At 61.3% G+C, this 18,655-nt stretch carries 18 protein-coding genes and 3 pseudogenes; 10 read left to right on the plus strand and 11 right to left on the minus strand.

Annotated elements, in window-relative coordinates; translation table 11 throughout:
- Positions 1–95: 95 nt before the first annotated feature.
- The 9 genes from QEO92_RS29050 (at position 96) to QEO92_RS29090 (ending at position 7,221) form a co-directional block, all read left to right on the plus strand.
- Positions 96–257, plus strand: a complete 162-nt coding sequence (locus tag QEO92_RS29050) for a hypothetical protein (RefSeq protein ID WP_161784785.1) — start codon at positions 96–98, stop codon at positions 255–257.
- Between the two features lie 104 nt (positions 258–361).
- Positions 362–1,021: a TetR/AcrR family transcriptional regulator gene (locus QEO92_RS29055; RefSeq protein ID WP_037155475.1), complete on the plus strand. Its 660-nt coding sequence runs from the start codon at positions 362–364 to the stop codon at positions 1,019–1,021.
- Positions 1,018–1,782: an ABC transporter ATP-binding protein gene (locus QEO92_RS29060; RefSeq protein ID WP_037155472.1), complete on the plus strand. Its 765-nt coding sequence runs from the start codon at positions 1,018–1,020 to the stop codon at positions 1,780–1,782. Before QEO92_RS29055 ends, QEO92_RS29060 begins: the two co-directional genes overlap by 4 nt.
- Before the next feature lie 2 nt (positions 1,783–1,784).
- Positions 1,785–2,486: an ABC transporter ATP-binding protein gene (locus tag QEO92_RS29065; RefSeq protein WP_037155469.1), complete on the plus strand. Its 702-nt coding sequence runs from the start codon at positions 1,785–1,787 to the stop codon at positions 2,484–2,486.
- Positions 2,487–2,526: 40 nt separating this feature from the next.
- A complete protein-coding gene (locus QEO92_RS29070; protein WP_037155466.1) occupies positions 2,527–3,732 on the plus strand; it encodes an ABC transporter substrate-binding protein in 1,206 nt (401 codons plus the stop codon).
- Positions 3,733–3,739: 7 nt separating this feature from the next.
- Positions 3,740–4,603: a branched-chain amino acid ABC transporter permease gene (locus QEO92_RS29075; protein WP_227705602.1), complete on the plus strand. Its 864-nt coding sequence runs from the start codon at positions 3,740–3,742 to the stop codon at positions 4,601–4,603.
- On the plus strand, positions 4,603–5,514 hold the full coding sequence (locus QEO92_RS29080) for a branched-chain amino acid ABC transporter permease (protein WP_037155460.1): 912 nt from the start codon (positions 4,603–4,605) through the stop codon (positions 5,512–5,514). The genes QEO92_RS29075 and QEO92_RS29080 overlap by 1 nt, the downstream gene beginning before the upstream one ends.
- On the plus strand, positions 5,511–5,975 hold the full coding sequence (locus QEO92_RS29085; RefSeq protein ID WP_227705603.1) for a GAF domain-containing protein: 465 nt from the start codon (positions 5,511–5,513) through the stop codon (positions 5,973–5,975). Before QEO92_RS29080 ends, QEO92_RS29085 begins: the two co-directional genes overlap by 4 nt.
- Before the next feature lie 22 nt (positions 5,976–5,997).
- Entirely contained in the window at positions 5,998–7,221 is a 1,224-nt protein-coding gene (locus tag QEO92_RS29090) for a metal-dependent hydrolase family protein (protein ID WP_227705604.1), read from the plus strand.
- A 34-nt stretch (positions 7,222–7,255) separates the two neighbouring features.
- Here QEO92_RS29090 and QEO92_RS29095 read toward each other — a convergent pair.
- A pseudogene (locus QEO92_RS29095) lies at positions 7,256–7,345 on the minus strand (DDE-type integrase/transposase/recombinase); the annotation flags it as partial.
- Between the two features lie 194 nt (positions 7,346–7,539).
- Between QEO92_RS29095 and QEO92_RS29100 the strand changes: the two are divergent.
- Entirely contained in the window at positions 7,540–8,976 is a 1,437-nt protein-coding gene (locus QEO92_RS29100; protein WP_227705605.1) for an ABC transporter transmembrane domain-containing protein, read from the plus strand.
- A 319-nt stretch (positions 8,977–9,295) separates the two neighbouring features.
- Here QEO92_RS29100 and QEO92_RS29105 read toward each other — a convergent pair.
- The 10 genes and pseudogenes from QEO92_RS29105 to QEO92_RS29150 form a co-directional block, all read right to left on the minus strand.
- Positions 9,296–9,427, minus strand: a pseudogene (locus QEO92_RS29105) (NADP-dependent oxidoreductase); the annotation flags it as partial.
- 296 nt (positions 9,428–9,723) lie between these two features.
- Positions 9,724–9,921 (minus strand): annotated as a pseudogene (locus QEO92_RS29110) (aldehyde dehydrogenase family protein); the annotation flags it as partial.
- Between the two features lie 83 nt (positions 9,922–10,004).
- Entirely contained in the window at positions 10,005–10,661 is a 657-nt protein-coding gene (locus QEO92_RS29115) for an aspartate/glutamate racemase family protein (protein ID WP_037144924.1), read from the minus strand.
- A gap of 11 nt (positions 10,662–10,672) precedes the next feature.
- Entirely contained in the window at positions 10,673–11,431 is a 759-nt protein-coding gene (locus tag QEO92_RS29120) for an aspartate/glutamate racemase family protein (protein WP_037145899.1), read from the minus strand.
- Between the two features lie 16 nt (positions 11,432–11,447).
- A complete protein-coding gene (locus QEO92_RS29125; protein ID WP_227705606.1) occupies positions 11,448–12,833 on the minus strand; it encodes an FAD-dependent oxidoreductase in 1,386 nt (461 codons plus the stop codon).
- Positions 12,830–13,321: a tautomerase family protein gene (locus QEO92_RS29130; RefSeq protein ID WP_052182546.1), complete on the minus strand. Its 492-nt coding sequence runs from the start codon at positions 13,319–13,321 to the stop codon at positions 12,830–12,832. The genes QEO92_RS29125 and QEO92_RS29130 overlap by 4 nt, the downstream gene beginning before the upstream one ends.
- Before the next feature lie 21 nt (positions 13,322–13,342).
- Positions 13,343–13,951, minus strand: a complete 609-nt coding sequence (locus QEO92_RS29135) for a cysteine hydrolase family protein (RefSeq protein WP_037144930.1) — start codon at positions 13,949–13,951, stop codon at positions 13,343–13,345.
- Positions 13,948–16,023 carry a hydantoinase/oxoprolinase family protein gene (locus QEO92_RS29140; protein ID WP_037144933.1) on the minus strand — a complete coding sequence of 692 codons (2,076 nt, stop codon included), beginning with the start codon at positions 16,021–16,023 and terminating at the stop codon, positions 13,948–13,950. The genes QEO92_RS29135 and QEO92_RS29140 overlap by 4 nt, the downstream gene beginning before the upstream one ends.
- Positions 16,020–17,759, minus strand: a complete 1,740-nt coding sequence (locus tag QEO92_RS29145; RefSeq protein WP_227705607.1) for a hydantoinase B/oxoprolinase family protein — start codon at positions 17,757–17,759, stop codon at positions 16,020–16,022. The genes QEO92_RS29140 and QEO92_RS29145 overlap by 4 nt, the downstream gene beginning before the upstream one ends.
- Positions 17,756–18,655: an isocitrate lyase/PEP mutase family protein gene (locus tag QEO92_RS29150; protein WP_227705608.1), complete on the minus strand. Its 900-nt coding sequence runs from the start codon at positions 18,653–18,655 to the stop codon at positions 17,756–17,758. The genes QEO92_RS29145 and QEO92_RS29150 overlap by 4 nt, the downstream gene beginning before the upstream one ends.

The raw sequence follows: 18,655 nt of genomic DNA on the forward strand, positions 1-18,655 counted from the left end.
GCCGGTACGTTACCCCTCCCGTCGTCCCCAGCCGCCGTCTCACCAGATTCAAAACACGCCGCGCGTGCCTCTTTTGGCAACCCCAGGGGGTGAGGTTGGAAAAGCTGCCCGCCGACGCTGGAATGGCTTTGAAACCAGCGATTTGTTCCTATGGGCCGGACTTCCCCGGCGCCAACAAGCAAATCGAGGAAATCAGCGTGACGAAGCGACACGAGGGACGATTGGCGCCCTGCTTATTGCCGTTGCAGGTGCAGTAAAAAACAAACTTGACTGTTTGTTTTTTACATGTAAACCATTGCTGCAACAGAAGCGGCGCCAATGGTTGCCGACTTAAGAATTGGCAAAAAGCCGAGGGGACATCGTGAGTTCAGTCAAGACGCGGCCTTCGGGCGCGCGACGTACACGCACGCAAAGTGAACGATCCAGCGAAACGCGCCAGGCGTTGTTCGACGCCACGATTGCACTTCTTCACGATCAGGGGTTCAACAAGATGTCGACCCCAGAGATCGCCCGTAAAGCCGGGGTGTCGCGCGGTGCGCTGACCCATCATTTCGCCACCAAGGAAGACTTGGTGATCAGCGCGGTCGCTGACCACCTGACGCAGGTCAACACGAAGCTGGCGGCCTTTGCCGACACCTACGGCCGTCGTGGCGGTTCGACCGACGAGATCGTCGACTATCTCTGGCGGGTCATGTTCGACCGACTCTTCTACGTGACCTTGGAATACCTGCCCGAGGCGCGCCATAACGAAGGCTTCCGCGCCGGCCTAATACCCGTCGTGCACGAGTTTCATGATCGTCTCGATGCGATCTGGACGGCGCTTGCCGCCCACCGGCAGGCAGATCCCGCCAGCGTCCGCATCGTCATGAACGCCACCATGTGCCTGATCCGAGGAATGATTGCACAGACGGTGCTACGTCCTGCGGATTCGACCTATTACGAAACTCTGCTTGAGTTCTGGAAGCAGCAGGTCAGGGACTACTTTTCGACGATCGCAAAACACTCGGAGCCGCAGCCATGAAGTCAATTCTTCAGGTAAGGGATCTCCGGCGAAGCTTCTATGGTGTCAAGGTTCTGACGGGCGTCGATCTCGATGTCATAGAGGGGGCCATCACCGGTCTCATCGGTCCGAACGGCGCCGGCAAATCAACCTTCTTCAACTGCATCTCGGGGCTTTATATGCCCGATAGCGGTTCGGTGATGTTCGACGGTGTCAACATCACCCGGGCCAGAAGCCAGGATCGTGTGGCCGCGGGTCTGGTCCGTACCTTCCAGCTCGCGCGGGGTTTTCCAAAACTCACCGTATTCCAGCACTTCATGCTTTATGGCCAGAACCATCCTGGAGAAGGCCTGCTGGCCAGCCTCACCGGCAGCGCGGCCGGACGGCGCCACGAGGAACAACTGGCGGAGGAAGCTTTGTCCATCGCCCGCCGGCTGCGCCTCACCCATGTGATCGACAATCCGGTAACGGCGCTGTCGGGCGGCCAGAAGAAGCTTGTCGAGATCGGCCGGGCGCTGATGGCCAAGCCTCGGCTGATCCTGCTCGATGAACCCATGGCCGGCGTCAACCCCACTCTGACAGCGGAAATCGCTGAGCATCTGAAGGCATTGAATGCCGAAGGTGTGACCATCTGCCTGATCGAGCACGACATGAAGCTGATCGGGAGTCTCTGCGATCCGGTCATCGTCATGGCCGAAGGCCGCAAGCTCACCGAAGGCAGCTTTACCGAGGTCGTCTCCGACGAACGGGTGCAGGAAGCCTATCTCGGAGGAAGGCACTGATCATGTTGAAGGCTGAAAGTCTTGTGGCCGGTTATGGCGCTGCAGAGGAAATCCTGAAAGGTGCATCGATCGACGTGCAAGCGGGCGAGATCGTCACGATCATCGGCCCGAACGGTGCGGGCAAATCGACACTTCTCAAGGCGATTGCCGGTTTGGTGCCGCTGAAGGGCGGCAGCGTCCGAATGAATGGCGCCGATCTGACCCGCCAGGATGCGCTCGGTCGCTCGAAGGCCGGACTGGCTTTCGTGATGCAGGAAAAGAACGTGTTCGGCGCGATGTCGGTGGCCGAGAACCTCGACATCGCCAGCTTCGGCAATCCCTCGGGCATGGCGGCCCGGCGCGAAGCTGTCTATGCCCGCTATCCTGTTCTGGCCGACAAACGAAAGGCGCTGGCGCGCACGCTTTCCGGCGGTCAGCGGCAACTCCTCGCCATGGGCATGAGCCTGATGACCGAGCCGAAGCTGCTGCTGCTCGATGAGCCAACGGCAGGGCTTTCGCCGAAGGCGGCCGAGGAGCTTTTTATGGCGATCATCGAACTCAACCGGTCCGGTCTGCCCGTCCTCATGGTCGAGCAGCACGCGCTTGAGGCGCTGGAGATCTCCACCCGCGGTTATGTCATTGTTACCGGTCGCAACGCGGCCACTGGCGGCGGCAGAGAACTGGCCGCCGATCCTGAAGTTCGCCGCCTGTTCCTGGGCGGTTGAGAAGACGGTCAGCAATCAATCAAAGAAGAGGGAACAACGCATGAGCAGCTTCACATTCAGTCGCCGCGGCTTCATGGGCGGCGTGGCCGGTCTCGCCGCAACCGGTCTTGTACCGCACACTGTCATGGCACAGGACGGGGCCATCAAGATCGGCGCATTGACGCCGCTGACCGGCTCGGGCGGCCCCTACGGGCCGGTGATGGTCAAGGCGATCAAGGCGGTCGCCGGCGAGGTGAACAAGGCCGGCGGCGTTCTGGGACGCCAGATCGAGATCATTTCGGAAGACGACCAGACGAACCCGGAAGCCGGTGTTCGCGCCGCCCGCAAGCTGGTGGATGTCGATCGCGTTTCGGCCATTCTCGGCACCTGGGCCTCGTCGGTCACGACCGCGGTTGCGCCGATCTGCTGGGAATCCGGCACCATGCTGGCCACCGTCTCCGGTGCCGACGCCATCACGGCGCTGCCGCATCAGGGCTACATAATCCGGACGCAGCCGACGACCATTCTCCAGGGCCGCAAGTTTGGTGAGTTCGCCGTGGAGCAGGGCGTGAAGAAGCTGTTCTTCTTCTCGCCGCAGACCCCGTTTGCGGAAAGCCAGTTCACCAATATCACGAAGGCGGTGAACGCCGCCGGCGGCGAAACGAAATCGCTGATCTATGACGACAAGAAGCCGTCCTATCGCAGCGAAGTCGATGACATGCTGGCCTATGGTCCCGATGTCATCGTGCTGGGCGGCTACGCGGCGGATACCGCTGTCCTTCTCAAGGATATCTTCCGCGCCGGCTACGAAGGCAAGAAGATCGCCTTCGCCTATTCCGTCAACCAGAAGCTTATCGACAGCGTTCCCCCGGAAATTGTCGAAGGCATCTTCACGATTGCGCCGTCGCCGGCCGAATCGTCCAGCGCCTACAAGCGCCTGGTGTCGCTGATCGGCATGCAGAATCCGGATCCCTACACCACGCAGGTCTACGACCAGGCAAACCTCGTGATCATGGCCATCGCCAAGGCGAGCGCCGCCAACGGCAAGTCGATCCGCGATGCGATCCGTTCGGTTTCCCAGGCCGAGGGCGGCATGGTCGTCGACAATGCGGTCGATGGTCTCAAGCTGATCGCCGAAGGCAAGTCGGTGAACTATCAGGGCGCTTCCGGCCCCTGCGATTTCACCGCTGCCGGTGACATCTCCGACAGTCAGTTCCGCTACGAACAGGTCGAAGGTGCCAAGCTCAAGCTCCTGAAGATCGCGTGAGGCCGTGATGACGATCGTGGCGCAGGCAATACTGAACGGTATCATGACGGGGATGCTGATCGCCATTCCCGCCCTTGGCCTCACGGCGATCTTTGCCGTGCTGCGCTATGTCAACTTTGCCATAGGGGCCTACGCCACGGTCGGCGCATTCGCAGCCTGGTATTTCAATAGCGGGCTCGGACTTGGTGTGTTTCCTTCCGCGCTGGTGGCATTTGTTGCCGGCGGCGCAGTCGGCCTGATTGCGGAGCAGACGGCACTTGCCCGTCTGCGTCCCTCCGGCGCGCTTGCGGTGGCGATCGCCTCGATCGCGGTCAATCTCATTCTCGAGAATGTCATCCGTTTCATCTTTGGCAACGATCTTCAGGGATTCGATCTACCGATCGCCCGTGACTGGCGTTTTGCCGGCCTCAGATTCGGGCCGCAACAGTTGCAGACGGCGGCGATTGCCATCGCCATCATGGCAGCGGTGTTTCTGTTCCTGCGATTTACCCGGTTCGGCAAAGCCATGCGAGCGGTTGCCGACAATCCTGATCTTGGCAGGCTTTTCGGCATGGACCCGGCCCGGATCGCCATGATCACCGTTGCGCTCGGGGCGGGCCTTGCGGGTGTCGGCGGCGTGCTTCTCGGTCTCGACACGGCCATCGATCCGATGACGGGATCACGTTTGTTGCTGTCGATTTTCGCCGCCGCGGTGCTGGGCGGACTGGGGTCGATCCCCGGAGCCGTACTTGGCGCGGCCATGATCGGCATCGGTGAGGAACTGGCCGTGCTGGTTCTGCCGGCCACCTATCGTTCGGCCGTCGGCTTCGCCACCATTCTCCTCATCCTGTCGCTGCGTCCCGCAGGCATTCTGGGTGAAAGGAACACCTGATGCTGTCTTACCTCATCTTCACGCTGACACTCGGCGGCATCTACGCGCTCTTGGCGCTCAGCCTCAATCTGATCTGGGGCGGCGTCGGCATGGTCAATCTCGGCGTCGCCGGTTTCTTTGCCGTCGGTGCCTATGCCTCGGCGCTGGTGGCGATTGCCGGCGTTCCGTTGCCGCTTGCCATGTTGCTTGCCTGCCTGATCGGTGCCGCCGCCGGCATCCTCGCCACCTTTGCGACCATTCGCCTGCGCGGTGACTATCTCGCCATCGTGACCCTCGGTTTTGCCGAGGTGGTGCGCATGGTGGCGCTCAACGAGCGCTGGCTGACCCGCGGCTCGGATGGCATATCGGGGATACCCGCGCCGTTTCGAGCAGAGCTCGGCGTCGATGGCTTCAACCTGTTTTATCTCGCGCTGGTCAGCGTCATCGTACTCGGGGTGTTCCTGACGATGCGCCGCCTCGATCTGTCGCCATTCGGGCGTGTGCTGAAGGCGATCCGCGAAGACCAGGAACTGGCGACCTTCGCCGGTAAATCCGTAACCCGTTTCAAGATGCAGACCTTTGCGCTTTCGGCGGGGATTGCCGGTCTGGCGGGGGCTCTCTACGGTCATTTCCAGACCTATATTTCGCCGGATCATTTCCAGCCGCTGATTACCATCTATATCTTCCTCGCGGTAACGGCAGGCGGTGTCGGTCGGCCGGTGGGAGCGCTTGCCGGTGCCTATCTCGTCGTGTTCTTCCTCGAAGCGACGCGTTTTCTCGGCGAGCTCTTCACCGTGCTTGAACCGGGGCAGGTGGCGGCAATCCGCGAAATTCTCGTCGGCCTCGCCTTGCTCTGTGTCCTGCATCTGCGCCCGCAGGGCATTCTGCCCGAACGTATCGCCCCCGCACCGAAACCGGAGACATCACCGTGAAGGAACTTCTGTCGATGCTCAGCGCGCCCGGCCAGCCCGCGACGCTCTACAAGGCTCTGGAAGAGGCCCTGTCGCAGGAAATCGGCTTTGGCCTCTTCACCCTGCTTTACCGGGATGGCGACGAGGTCGCTCGCGTCTATTCAAGCAACGAGGCTGCCTATCCGGTGTTCGGCCGCAAGCTCATGGGCCCGACCCCGTGGGGCGAGAAGGTCATTGACCGGCAGGAGACCTTTCTCGGGCCGGACCGGGACGCCATTGTCTGGGCGTTCTACGACCATGAGCTGATTTTCAGCCTCGGTCTCGGTGCCGTCATCAACATCCCCGTCGTCTACAACGGCGAGACCATCGGCACGATGAACTTGCTCGATAAAAGCGGTGCCTATACCGAGGAGCATCTTGCGAAGGCGGCTGCCTATGCGCCTTTGCTTATCCCTGCCTATCTTGAGGCGCGGCGCGCCTGAACACATTCCCAGGACAAGTTTCATGACAAACATTCTCTTCGAGAACGCCCGCATCGTTGATGGCACTGCCGATCGCCCGAGCGATCCGGTCAATGTGCGGATCGAAGGCAACATGATCCGTGAGGTCGGCACCTCGGTCTCAAGCGCGTCGGCCGAACGCATCGATCTCTCCGGCAAGATCCTGATGCCGGGCCTGATCGATGCCCATGTTCATGTTGTCGCCTCGACTGCCGATCTCGGCCGCAACGGCCAGCTTCCCGATACGCTCGTCACGGTGCGCGCGTTCAAGCTGATGGGCGAAATGCTCAATCGCGGTTTTACCACGGTGCGCGATGTCGGTGGTGCAACCTCGGGCCTGGTTGCCGCTGCCCTCGAAGCGTCCTGGCCGACGCCGCGCCTCAATATTTCCGGCAAGGCCCTGGCCCAGACCGGCGGTCATTGCGATTATCGCGGCCCCTTCAATGATAATCCGGTGCAGCTTCGCAGCTTCCCGTTGGGTGCGCTCGGCCGTATCGTCGATGGCGTTCCGGAAGTTCGCCGTGCCGCGCGCGAGGAGATCAAGAGCGGCGCCAACTTCATCAAGATCATGGCCAATGGCGGCGTATCCTCGCCGACCGACCCGATCCACTTTCTCGGCTTTTCCCGCGAAGAGCTGCTTGCCGTGGTCGAGGAAGCGAAAAATGCCGGCACCTATGTCTCGGCGCATCTTTATACCGACCAGGCCATTCGCCGGGCGGTCGAATGTGGCGTGCATTCGCTGGAACACTGTAACCTGATCGGACCTGAGACGGCGAAGCTTGCCGCATCAAGGGGAGCTTTCGCTGTTCCGACGCTCGTCACCTATGACAAGCTTTCGAGCGAGGGTGAAGCCATGGGCCTGCCAGCCGCATCGGTGGCCAAGGTCGATGATGTTCGTCTCGCCGGCATGGAATCGCTTTTGATCATGCGCGAGGCCGGCCTGCAGATGGCCTATGGCAGCGACCTCTTGGGTGGCATGCATGTGCACCAGTCGGAAGAATTCGTCATCCGCGGCCGGGTTCTGCCAGCCATAGACGTCATCGCCTCGGCCACCCATATCGCCGCGCGCCTGCTGCGGGTGGAAGGCAAGATCGGCACGATCGCCGCCGGCGCATTCGCCGACCTGATCGTGGTCGATGGCAACCCTCTCGATGATCTCACGCTTCTCACGCGTCAGGGTATGCATATGCCGATGATCATGAAGGACGGCGCCTTCATTAAGCGCTGATCGCCTGCCGCCATCCGCAAGCCGAAATCGTCAAACCGGCTATTGTTCGGCGTGCCGAGTTAAATGACTGGAAGCCACCGATCTTGGGCATGTTCTTCTTTACCCGGAAGTGGTCGCTCTCGATTCGCCCTAAAGGGCGCAGAGGGTCAATCCTCCACTTGTCCGCTGGTGGCGATGCCATCGTGATCGCCGCCTGCTCTCAGACCTGAATCGCCATCTGTGTGCGGCGCCTCTGAGGTTGCCTCCCGGCGCCGACGATGGTCTTATCGGTGGCGATAGTGAACCGCCGTATTTGCCGATATTCGAAGCGATAGAGACATGTCGATTTCAGACGCCATCTACCGACCGTTCGAGAAGCTGATCCGGCCTCTGGACATTCCTTACCGGCCGCTGCCTTCCAAAAGACCGGTTGCCGTCCTTCTGCATTTCATCTCGATGTTCCGGGCGGTGCTGATTGCGCTTGCACTCGCCGCCATGGCCGTCGAGGCGATCAATCTGACGATTGTCTGGGGCTTGTCCGTTGTCGTGGATGGTGTCAGCCAGCAGGGCGCGGCGAACTTCCTGCGAGCCGAATGGCCGCTGCTGACGTTTCTGGGCCTGCTGCTGTTTCCAGGACTGCCTATCGCGTCATTCCTGCTGAACACGCTTCAGTCCCACACCTTGAGCGTCGCGATGCCAGTCGCAATCCAATGGCAGGGCCACAAGGCCGTGGAACGGCAAGACATTGCCTTTTTTCACGATCTTTTCGCCGGACAGGTCGTCTTGCGCCTCTCGCAGGTCGCGTCCGCCGTTCAGCAGCAGATCATTGCCGCGTTCCAGACCATTCCGCGTTTCATTCTGTCGATGGCCGGATCGGTGGTGCTGCTCGGGGCCCTGGCTTGGCAACTGGCGTTGCCGGTCGTGGTCTGGATCGTGCTCAATGTTGTGCTGGCGGTAAAGATGGCGCCGATCTTCACCGAGCGATCCCGGCGTACCGCCAAGTTGCGCAGCCTGATCGCCGGCACCGTCAACGATCTCTACGGCAACATGCAGATGATCAAGCAATTCGCCGCGGAAGACAGTGAGGCCGGCGCCATCCGTCGCGTCCTCCAGAATGCGGTCAACACGCAGCACGGCGAGCAACGGATCTACCGGACCTCGGAACTCATCGTCGTTGCGCTCAATACCGGGCTTTGGCTCACCATCCTGTCGATCGGGCTCACCGGACTGGTCGAGGGCTTCATATCCGTCGGTGAGTTCGTTGCGGCCGTCTATGTCCTGCAGCGTCTTTCGGGACACACCTTCACCTTTCTCCAGATGGGGCAGCAGGTTTTCCAGGCGATCGGCACGATCAAGGACGCCATGCCGGTGATGACGACCCCGCCGACCATTGTGGATCCGCCAGAAGCAGGAGAGATCGTGGTCATAGGCGGAGAAGTCCGTTTCCAGAACGTCAGCTTCGCGTATCGGGCGGAAAAGCGGGTTATCAAGGATCTATCGCTCACCATCAAATCCGGCGAGAAGGTCGGCCTTGTAGGCTTGTCCGGCGCCGGGAAAACGACACTGGTGAACCTGCTCTTGCGCTTTTACGAGGGAAAGACGGTTATTGCGATCGCCCATCGCCTTTCCACCATCGCAAAGATGGATCGCATTGTGGTACTGGATGGAGGACGTATCGTCGAGGAGGGCACACCCGGCGAACTTGTCATGCGCGATGGGCTGTTTGCCCGGCTCTGGAAACGCCAGACCGGAGGCTTCATCCCGGAAAGTGAGTAATCCGGTCTCCGCAATTGGTGCATGCCGGCGGAGACCGTTAGTCCGAAGTCGGTCCCCAATCAGTCATTCCAGCCGGACCAAATTCTTGGCACGCCTAACAAATCTGTTGCGGAGGAACTTGTGGTAACAGAGGCGTTCATTCTGATCTTATCAACTGCAAAAAACACAGGCTCGATGTTCTATATCCTCAAGACGATGTTGTTGCCCACTTCGGAAGCCTGGGTGGCATATCGCTGATAACGGCCGGAATTGATCCGGCCGTCGGCACCGGCTTGAGGGCGATCCGCTAACTATCGGCTCGATCGCATCCCGAAGTCTCTCATACGCTAGTGCGGATGATCGTCTTGCCTGTCTGTCGCTCCGTCGAGTTGAATGCGGCGACGGCATTATCGAGGGTTGAGATGTTGCCGATGTTCGTCCGAAGGCGTCCGTCACGTATCCGACCTACCAAGCCACTGCGGCATAGCCTCCGGAACGGCCTAGCCTGGAGCAAGAGCATGTGCTCCGCGCACGTGTCCTTTTAATGCGAGATCAAAAGAACACGTAGCCCCACAAGCCATAGCTTGTGACGAAAAGTAAACAGATCACGCCGCCAATGAAACGGTTTCGGCTAAATGGTGAGTTCAATCAAAAGCGAAGATCAACTGCAAAGGAACACTATCGGGTTCAAATCTTTCGGGAATTCGGAAGTTCATACGCCCGCGGGAATGCGCCTTGCAGAACGGTCGCCGCAAGGGAGCATTTTGATTAGCCAACGCTGCCGACGCACACATATTTGACCTTGGTGATGGCCTCGATGCTGCAACGCAATCCTAAGTCGCCGAGACCGACGAGCTTGACTCTGCCGAACGGTGCTTCAGCCGTCGATATAAGGCCTGTATTGATACCGGTCATGCCGGATTCCAAGGCCTCGGCAACGCGGAAAACACGAACCAGATCTGCCGCGCATGCCACTTGCCGCCCTTGACCACGCGCGCGCCTTTGAGAGGGCGTCATTCACATGCTCTTCGATCTTTTCGATCGCTGCCTTAACTTTGGTGCGAGATAGCCTTGATCAATGCCGCCTTACGCATCTGCGGCACCGGATAGGCGCGGCGGCTGTGGGAAAGGCAAAGGCCCACGAGGCTTTCAGCGATTTTCACCACCAGCGAAACAGGATCGACGATCGGGATATTAGGCACATCAAATCCGGACTTTTGCGTTCCCCCGGCGATCACCAGCACTTCGGCCTTACCGACCACATCCAGGACCTCGGCCCCGGGCCTCAACAGATGAATGCCGGCGCACTGCGAGTCGAGCGCATATTCGTGCACGAGTTTCTTAACGCGGGCATAATCCCGTTCTCCGGTGAGCACACTGAAATGAGCGCCAAGCGTAAGCGCATGCAGCATGGACGCACGGCCGGCGGTGACGACCGGAATATCCAGCAGCGAACGAAGTGCGTTGGCGCCGTAATCTCCAAAATCGGCGAGGCAGACTGCGTCGAAGCCTTCAGCCTGTGCGTCCTGTCCGGCGGCCATGATGGCGAGGTCGGCAAGCGCCCAGTCATGCGCGCCGATCGGCGGGCAGGAGGGATAGATGACACGGCGATGGACGGTTTCGGTGTCGGAATCGGTGACGCCGGTGACGATGACCTCATCGGCTAGGTCGAGGTCGGCGGGCGACAGTAGAAGAATGCGGGTCATTTTGGTCCTCCTCAAAGTCCGGCTGCAATCTTGCCCATTTCGGCCAGGCGTTTGGTTGCGATCTGCGAAGGGGAGGGGTAGGAAACGCGACTATGTGCGAGCTTCAGTTTGATCGCTGCATCGGCAAGCCGATAGGTCAATGGACCCGGATTGATGATCGGTACAGGCAGGCGCTCGGCGAGATAGGCATGTGCCTCGTGCATCGTGGTCGAGCCGAGGATAATCACATCGGCGCCGTCCTCCTCGATGCAGCGCATCGCCGCTTCGTAAAGCGCCGGGAAGAATTCGTCTTCCTTGCCAGCGAGCAGGCTCTGGTTATTCGGTTGCAGTCCGGCGGAACGTAGCGAGGCGCATTTGTGCTGCAGACCGAGCTCGGCGAGCGTCTTCGTATAGAGATGCCGCCAGCGATCCCACATGGCGAGGATCGAGAACTTTTCGCCAAGCGTTAGTGCCAGCAGCATGGAATGGCGGCCTGGGCCGATAACCGGAATATCGAGCACCGAACGCAGCGCCGACATGCCGGAATCGCTCATCGTATCAATGCAAACCGCGTCGTAACCCTCAGCCTGTGCCTGCAGTCCGGCTTCCAGAATACCGACATCGGCGAGCACCGAATCCTGCTGGCTGACATAATTGACCGGCGCGATGCGCACCGGCTTGAAATCGAACTCGATGCCCTCGCCAAGCCTGACCGCGTCGAGTTGTGCCTTACGCTTCGAAAGATTGTCCTCGTCCATCGGAAAGGGGACGATCACTAGAACCTTGGCCAAACTCAGATCCTCCACATCATTTCGTTTGTCTTGCGCTGCCCAGCAGCGCCGCGGCGCCTTCTCCGGCGAAACGCCCAAGAACAACGGCCGTCAGCAGGCCGTTGCCGCCGAGATAACCGTAAGAAGCCGGGCCGGAGAGACCACGTGCCGCGCCGCCGGCGGCAAAGAGATTGGGTAGCGCCGAACCATCCGACCGCAGCACGCGCGCTGATGCATCGACCATCAGGCCGCCCTGGGTGTGAAACAGCGCTCCTCGGACCCGAACCGCCAGAAAAGGCGCTTCGAGCGGCATCAAGTCGGTAAACTCCCGGCCGAACGGATCAGCCGAAAGGCCGCCGATCGCCGCGGAGACCTGGTCAAAACTCGCCTGCAGTGCTTCGTGTGGAACATCGATCTTGTCGGCGAGCTCGCCGATGCTATCCGCCGTTACGACCGAACCGCTTTCCAGCACGCGGTGATAATCCTGAAACGTCAGCGCCGGCTCTTCGCAGCGTTTGTCGTAGATCGTCCAAGCGGTGCCGTCGGGCTGGCTCAGCAATTCGGAGGCCTGCTCGGAATAACCGCTCATCTCGTTGGAAAAACGCCTGCCGGTCGAATTCACCTGGAAACCGCCGCGGATGACCAATGCCCAAGTGACGGGCAGGTCGGGACCGTCGGCCACGCAATGACCCTGATAGCCGCCAAGATCGGCTGTGGCCGCGCCGAGTTTTTCGCCCCAGCGCAGCGCGTCGCCCGTCGAGCCGTGATGGCCGCAAAAAACCGCATCCGCCATGCTGGGAATGTGTCGCGCGACGATGGAGGCATCCGCGCCATAACCGCCCGTTGCCAACACGACCGCGCCAGCACCCATCACCTTGTCTTTACCGTTGAGGCTATAGCCGACCGCCTCCACTTGGCCGTTTTCCGCCGACAACAGCTGCTGTACCAATGCGCCCGTGACGATCTGCGCACCGGCAGCCTGCGCGGCCCTGAGAAGATTGGCCTCCATCTCGACGCCGGTTCGGCTTTTCGGGACGTGATAACGATGGCGCGCATGCCCTGGATAAAGAATGTCGTCCAGCAGTTCAAAATGCACGCCGTGCCGGTCATGCAGCCATTCGACGGCGGGACCGGAAGCTTGTGCAACGGCACGGGCAAGATGCTCGTCGGTCTTGCCCTTGGCCTTCTTCATGATGTCGGCGAGGAAAAGCTGGGGCGTATCCTTGATGCCCTTCTCGCGCTGGAAACGCGTGCCGGCGCCCGGAAGCATGCCGAGTGTCATCGCCGTGTTGCCAGCCGGCTCCGTGTCGCGCTCCAGCACAATGACGGAAAGACCAGCTTCACAGGCGGCAAGCGCGGCGCAAAGGCCGGCTGCGCCAGCGCCTATGATGACGATGTCGGCCTTGTCACCTGCGCTGTTCATGCGGTGGTCCAGATTGTGTATCCGGAAATCAGCTTTCCGGAAATGGTGAAGCGTTCGATGAAGCGGGCGGAACCGGCCCTACCTTCGGCAAACACCAGCACGTTCTCGTCGTTGACGGATTCGTCGAAGCGAACATAGACCCGACCGGCTGCGGCGTTCATCAGCCCGGCGAGATTGATCGTGGCACCTTTGGTATCCGTGGCGGTAAATTCTGGCGTGAGAAATGCGGACGCCTTCGCCGCATCGCCACTTGCGAGCGCCTTCGCAAAGTCGGCGACGAAATCCGTTGCCGGCGGGAGTGGCGGACCAGGCACTCGCGGAATACCGCCGCGGGCATAGGAGCTCGGGCTTACTTCACGGATGACGGTGATCGTGCCTTCCGGCACCGCCGCGATCACAGAGCGCACCACGCGCGCCATGCCCTTCATCAGACGCGCTTTCGTCTCCGCGTCATATCCTTCGATCAGCGTGGTCTCGATAACGGGCATGATATCCTCCGATTGTTTGGCTCAGCCGAGCTCGGCGCAGATTTCGGCAATGGTGGCGACGCGGGCGACTGGTTTCAGCGCCTCGATCGCGACGTTATGGGTGGCTTGCGAAAAGGCGGCGCAGCCGTCGGAAAGCACGGTCGTGTCGAAATCCCGGACATGCGCGTCGCGGACCGTGGAAGCGACGCCACCATTGGTGACGATGCCGCCGACAAGCAGGCGCTCGATGCCGCATTTCTTCAAAACCCATTCGAGTCGCGTCATGTAGAAGGAGGAATATGCAACTTTCTCCACCACCAGATCGGCCGGCGCCAGCGTGTCAACCAGGCTGTTGCCCCAGCTTCCGGGCGCGAAGTCACCCTTGCCGAGGAAGGGGCGCAGTTCCTTCAGATGCGGCGAGATAATCGGCTCGCCGCCTTTGGCCGGCACTAGCGTGAACTGTGCCGAGATCACCCAACCGCCTTTGGCGCGCAGGAGGTCGACCAGCGGCTTGATCCTTTCCGGAAGGGCTGCGATCTCCTGTGCGCCTTGGCCGGCGCGCCCATAAGCCCCATTCGGGGCCAGGAAATCGTTGGTGAGATCGACGATGATCAGACCAGTTTTCTCAACCGGAATGGCGGACTTGCTCATCCCTTCCGCTCCATGATCACGTTGCCGAAGTCGTCGACGCGAGCCATGAGGTCTGGATCGACCAATACGGTCGCGTCCGGCTGTTCGAGGATGGCCGGTCCTTGGATCACCGCGCCAACCGGCAGTTCGAGGCGGGCATAGATCGCCGTGTCATGCCAACCGCCATCGAACCAGACGGGGCGGTTGCCGCGCTTCGCCTGTTCCACGGTCGTACCCGGTTCCGGAGCCAGTGCCCCGAGGCTGAAATGCGGCCGGCGACCGATCGCCGAGGTTCGCAGGTTGACGATCTTGGCCTGGAGGCCCGGTAGCAGCCGGCTGAATGATGACTGATATGCCGCATCGAATGCGGCCTGGACAATCTCGCGGGTTACGCCTGTCGAGCCATTTTCGACCGTCACCGGCAGCGGCACGGAAACCGTGTGAGTCTGGCCGACATAGTGCATGTCGAGTTCGAAAATGACATCGATACGCTCTATCTGCAGGCCGGCTTCCTCAACGATCTGACGGGCGGCTTCCGCCTCCGCCACCATACGCTTGTCGAGGACTTCGGTGTCGAGTGCCGCGACCGTCAGGTTGACGGTCTGCACCTGGTCGTGGCGAATGTCGGCTATGACGCAGCCGAGCGCCGAGGTGACGCCCGGAAAACGCGGCACGAGTGCGGCCTGCAGGCCGACATCCTTTATCAATGAGCCGGCATGCAGTGCGCCGCCGCCGCCGAACGGTACGGCAACGAATTTCGCCGGATCATGGCCGCGTTCGATGGAAACGAGGCGGATGGCGCCGGCCATCCGCCCGTCGGCGATCTTTACGATCGCTTCGGCGGATTCCATCACACCGAGGCCGGTAGGCTTGGCCACATGTTCCTCGATGGCCTTCTTGGCGGCTTCGACGTCGAGACGCGCGAGCTTGCCGCCGATTGGGCGGTCGGCATTGATGCGGCCGAGCACGATATTGGCGTCGGTCAGCGTCGGGCGCGTATTGCCCTGCCCATAAGCGACCGGGCCGGGGCGCGAGCCGGCGCTTTCCGGCCCGACCTGCAACAGTCCGCCAGCATCCACATGGGCGATCGAACCGCCGCCGGCGCCGATCGTGGTGATTTCGATCATCGGCGTGCGGATGACGAGGCCGAAGTCGATCGTTGTCTGGGCAGCAAGGGAGGTCTCGCCCTCGACGACCAGCGAAACGTCGAAGGACGTGCCGCCGAGATCGCCGGTGATGATGTTCGGGAAACCAGCCGCCTTGGAGATTGCCGCCGCAGCGATGACGCCGGCCGCGGGACCGGACAGGGCTGTGCGCACCGGCAGGCGACGTGCTGTCTCCGTCGACATGACGCCACCGTTCGACTGGACGATGTGGAATCGTCCGCTAAAGGCTTCGCTTTTCAGCGCATCCGTCAGCTTGCGAAGATACCCGCCGACGACTGGCTGCAGATAGGCATTAAGCGCCGTAGTGGAGGTGCGTTCGAATTCGCGGATCTCGGGCAGGATCTGTGAAGAGCACGCGACGTTCTCGTTCGGCCAGACCGATTGGGCGGCGTCCAGCGCTACGAGTTCGTTGGCCGGGTTGGCATAGGCGTTGATGAAAACAATGGCGAGCGCCTCGGCACCCGCAGCGAGCGCACGGCGGGCGGCGGCCTTGACTTCTTCCGGATCGAGCGTTTTGCGAACGGTACCATCCGCCAGAATACGTTCGTTCACTTCGAAACGCAGGTCCCGTTCGATCACGGGTACGAAGTCGCCCCATAGACCCCAGGTATTCAGCCGGTCGCGGCGTCGCATTTCCAAAACGTCGCGGAAACCGGTCGTAGTGATGAGCGCAGTGCAGGCGCCCTTGCGCTCCAGAAGTGCATTGGTACCAACCGTCGTGCCGTGCACGATAGAGCCGAGTTCAGCGATCGAGCCGAAGGTCTTCAGGCCTTCGAGGAAGCCGATCGCCTCATCGCCGCGGTTGGAGGAAACCTTGGCGGTCCGGAAACGGCCGGTCGCAGCGTCGTGGAAAAAGAGGTCGGTGAACGTACCGCCGACATCGACGCCGACGACGGAGGCGCCGCCCGTCTTTACGTTGGTGTTCATGCGGCAGCTCCTTCACGCAGTTTCATCGTCGCAGTCATATCGATATTGCCTGCGGCATCGGTTTCGACGCCGTAGATCTCGCGGGCTGCTTCACGGCTGACGAAGCCGAGGCGGACGTCGCGGGCCACCTTTTCGGCAGGCCGCGTCTTCGGATTGCCGAAACCGCCGCCGCCGGGGGCTTCGATGCGCACGCGCTGGCCGGGCTTGATGCGGACATCCGCGACCTTGGAGGCAAGCGGTGGCGAGTGTTCGCCGTCATCAGCCTGCCAGGTGAAGCGGTTGAGCGCCGCTTCCCCGCCGCCGGCGACGCCGAAGGGCGCGTAGACGCCGCGTTCGCCGAGCAGGAAGACATCCGCGTCGGTCATGGCCTCGACCTCGTAGATCGCGCCGACACCGCCGCGGTGATAACCGGCACCGGCCGAATCCGGCCGCAGCGCCCATTGGGTGAAGAGCACCGGATAGGAGGCTTCCATGATTTCTGCCGGCGGAATGGTCGCCATGGAGATCGGGTTGTTGGCGTGGTTCAAGCCGTCGCTTTCGGGATTGCCGCCAAGGCCGCCACCGAAGAAGGAGAACATCACGTAACGCGAACCGTCATCGCGGTAACCGGCGATGGAAAGCGCATTGATCGTGCCGAACGGGCCAGCTGTGGCGCGGGCGGGATCGGCCTGCGCAAGCGCGCCGAACACGACGCCGATGACGCGCAGGATGATTTCCGTATACCCGCCGACCGGCTTCGGCGGCTTGACGCCAAGCAGCGTGGTTTCCGGAATGACGAACTCGATCGGCCGCAGGCAGCCGGCATTGGCCGGCACGCTGGTGAAGACATGCTTCAGCGCCACGTAGCAGCAGGCGGCCGCCGTCGAATAGGCGATGTTGAGCGGTCCGGCGCAGGGGCCGGAGGAGCGGGAGAAGTCCAGCACCATCTCATCGCCCCTGATCGTCAGGTCGAGCGCGATGGTGAGTTTGTCCGGCGTGATCCCGTCATTGTCGAGATAGTCTTCGAAGACATATGTGCCATCCGGCAGGGCGCGGATTTCCTCGCGCATCATTGCTTCGGCGCGGTTCGAAAAGGCCTCGAACGCTGCCTCCACCGTGTCGTTGCCATAGCTGTCCAGTAGCTCGCCGAGCCTTCGTTCGCCAAGGTCGAGCGCGTTCAGCTGACCGTTCAGGTCGCCGTAGTTGGATAGCGGCACTCGCGAATTGGCAGAAAGGATCTCGACAATGTCGTTGTTGATGACGCCCTTGGTGAAGAGCTTGACGACCGGGATGCGCACGCCTTCCTGGAAACTTTCCGTTGCCTTGGCGTTGAAGCCTCCTGGCACATTGCCGCCGATATCCAGCCAGTGGCCGACCGAGGCGATCCAGCAATAGAGCTTGTCGTCGCGGAAAACCGGCCTCACGAGCCGGAAGTCGTTCAGATGTGTACCGCCGGCATAGGGATCGTTGAAGAGGAAAGTATCGCCCGGCGAAAGATTGCCATCTCGGGCCACCTTCTCGATGACCGCTTTCACCGCAAAGGCCATGGCGCCCACGAAAATCGGCAGACCTCGCGTGCCCTGAACGAGCGTCGCGCCGGTTTCCGCGTGGTAGAGACCGTGGCAGGCGTCGCGCGCTTCGGCGATGATAGGGTTGAACGCGGAGCGATATAGCGTCGCGTCCATCTCGTCGGCGATCTGTTCCAGCCGTCCATTGAGGATGGCGAGTGTTACGGGATCGAGCGTTTTCGTGGTCATGCTGCATTGCCCTTCTTGGAGGCGCCCTTCGGTGGAACGAAGGTTTCGTACTCGCGCCCGGCTTGAAGCATTTCCGGCGTTCCGATCAGTTCATTCAGGTCGTTGAACTGGAACATCCGGTCGCGGAAGGGCTCATTGCTGCCATTGGCCTGGAGCGAATGATAGTAATCCTGTGCGGTGCGGGCGATGGCCCGTACGATGCCGCCTGGGAAGATGACAATCTTGAAGCCGAGTGCGCCGAGTTCGCCTGCTGTCATCATCGGCGTATTGCCGCCTTCCACCATGTTGGCGAGCAGCGGCAAACGGTGGCCGAGTGCCTTGCAGACGGCTTCCAACTGCTGCTGCGAGCGGGGGGCTTCGACGAACAGCACGTCTGCGCCGGCATCGGCATAATGCGAAGCGCGTTCGATCGCCGCTTCGAAGCCTTCGACGGCGACGGCATCCGTGCGGGCGATAATCAGGGTTTCTTCCGTTGTCCGGGCATCAACGGCCGCCTTGATCTTGCCGGCCATTTCGGATGCCGAGATCAGCGATTTGTCCTGAAGATGGCCGCAACGCTTCGGCAGCGTCTGGTCTTCAAGCTGGATGGCACTGGCGCCAGCCCGTTCGAAGGTCTTGACGGTCCGCAGGACATTCAGCGCATTGCCGTAACCATTGTCGGCATCGACGATGACCGGCGTCTCGACACGGTGGCGCACGAGTTCGATCACATCGGCGACTTCCGTCATCGAGACGAGGCCGATGTCCGGACGACCCAGCCTGGTGTAGGCGATCGCCGCGCCGGAGAGATAAAGCGCTTCAAAGCCGGCATCGGTTGCGATGGAACTCGTCAGGGCGTCGTAGATCCCAGGGGCCACGATCGGGCCGGGCCGGGACAGGAGAGTTTTCAAGGTCAT

The organism is Neorhizobium petrolearium, assembly GCF_029854435.1.
GTDB lineage: Bacteria > Pseudomonadota > Alphaproteobacteria > Rhizobiales > Rhizobiaceae > Neorhizobium > Neorhizobium petrolearium.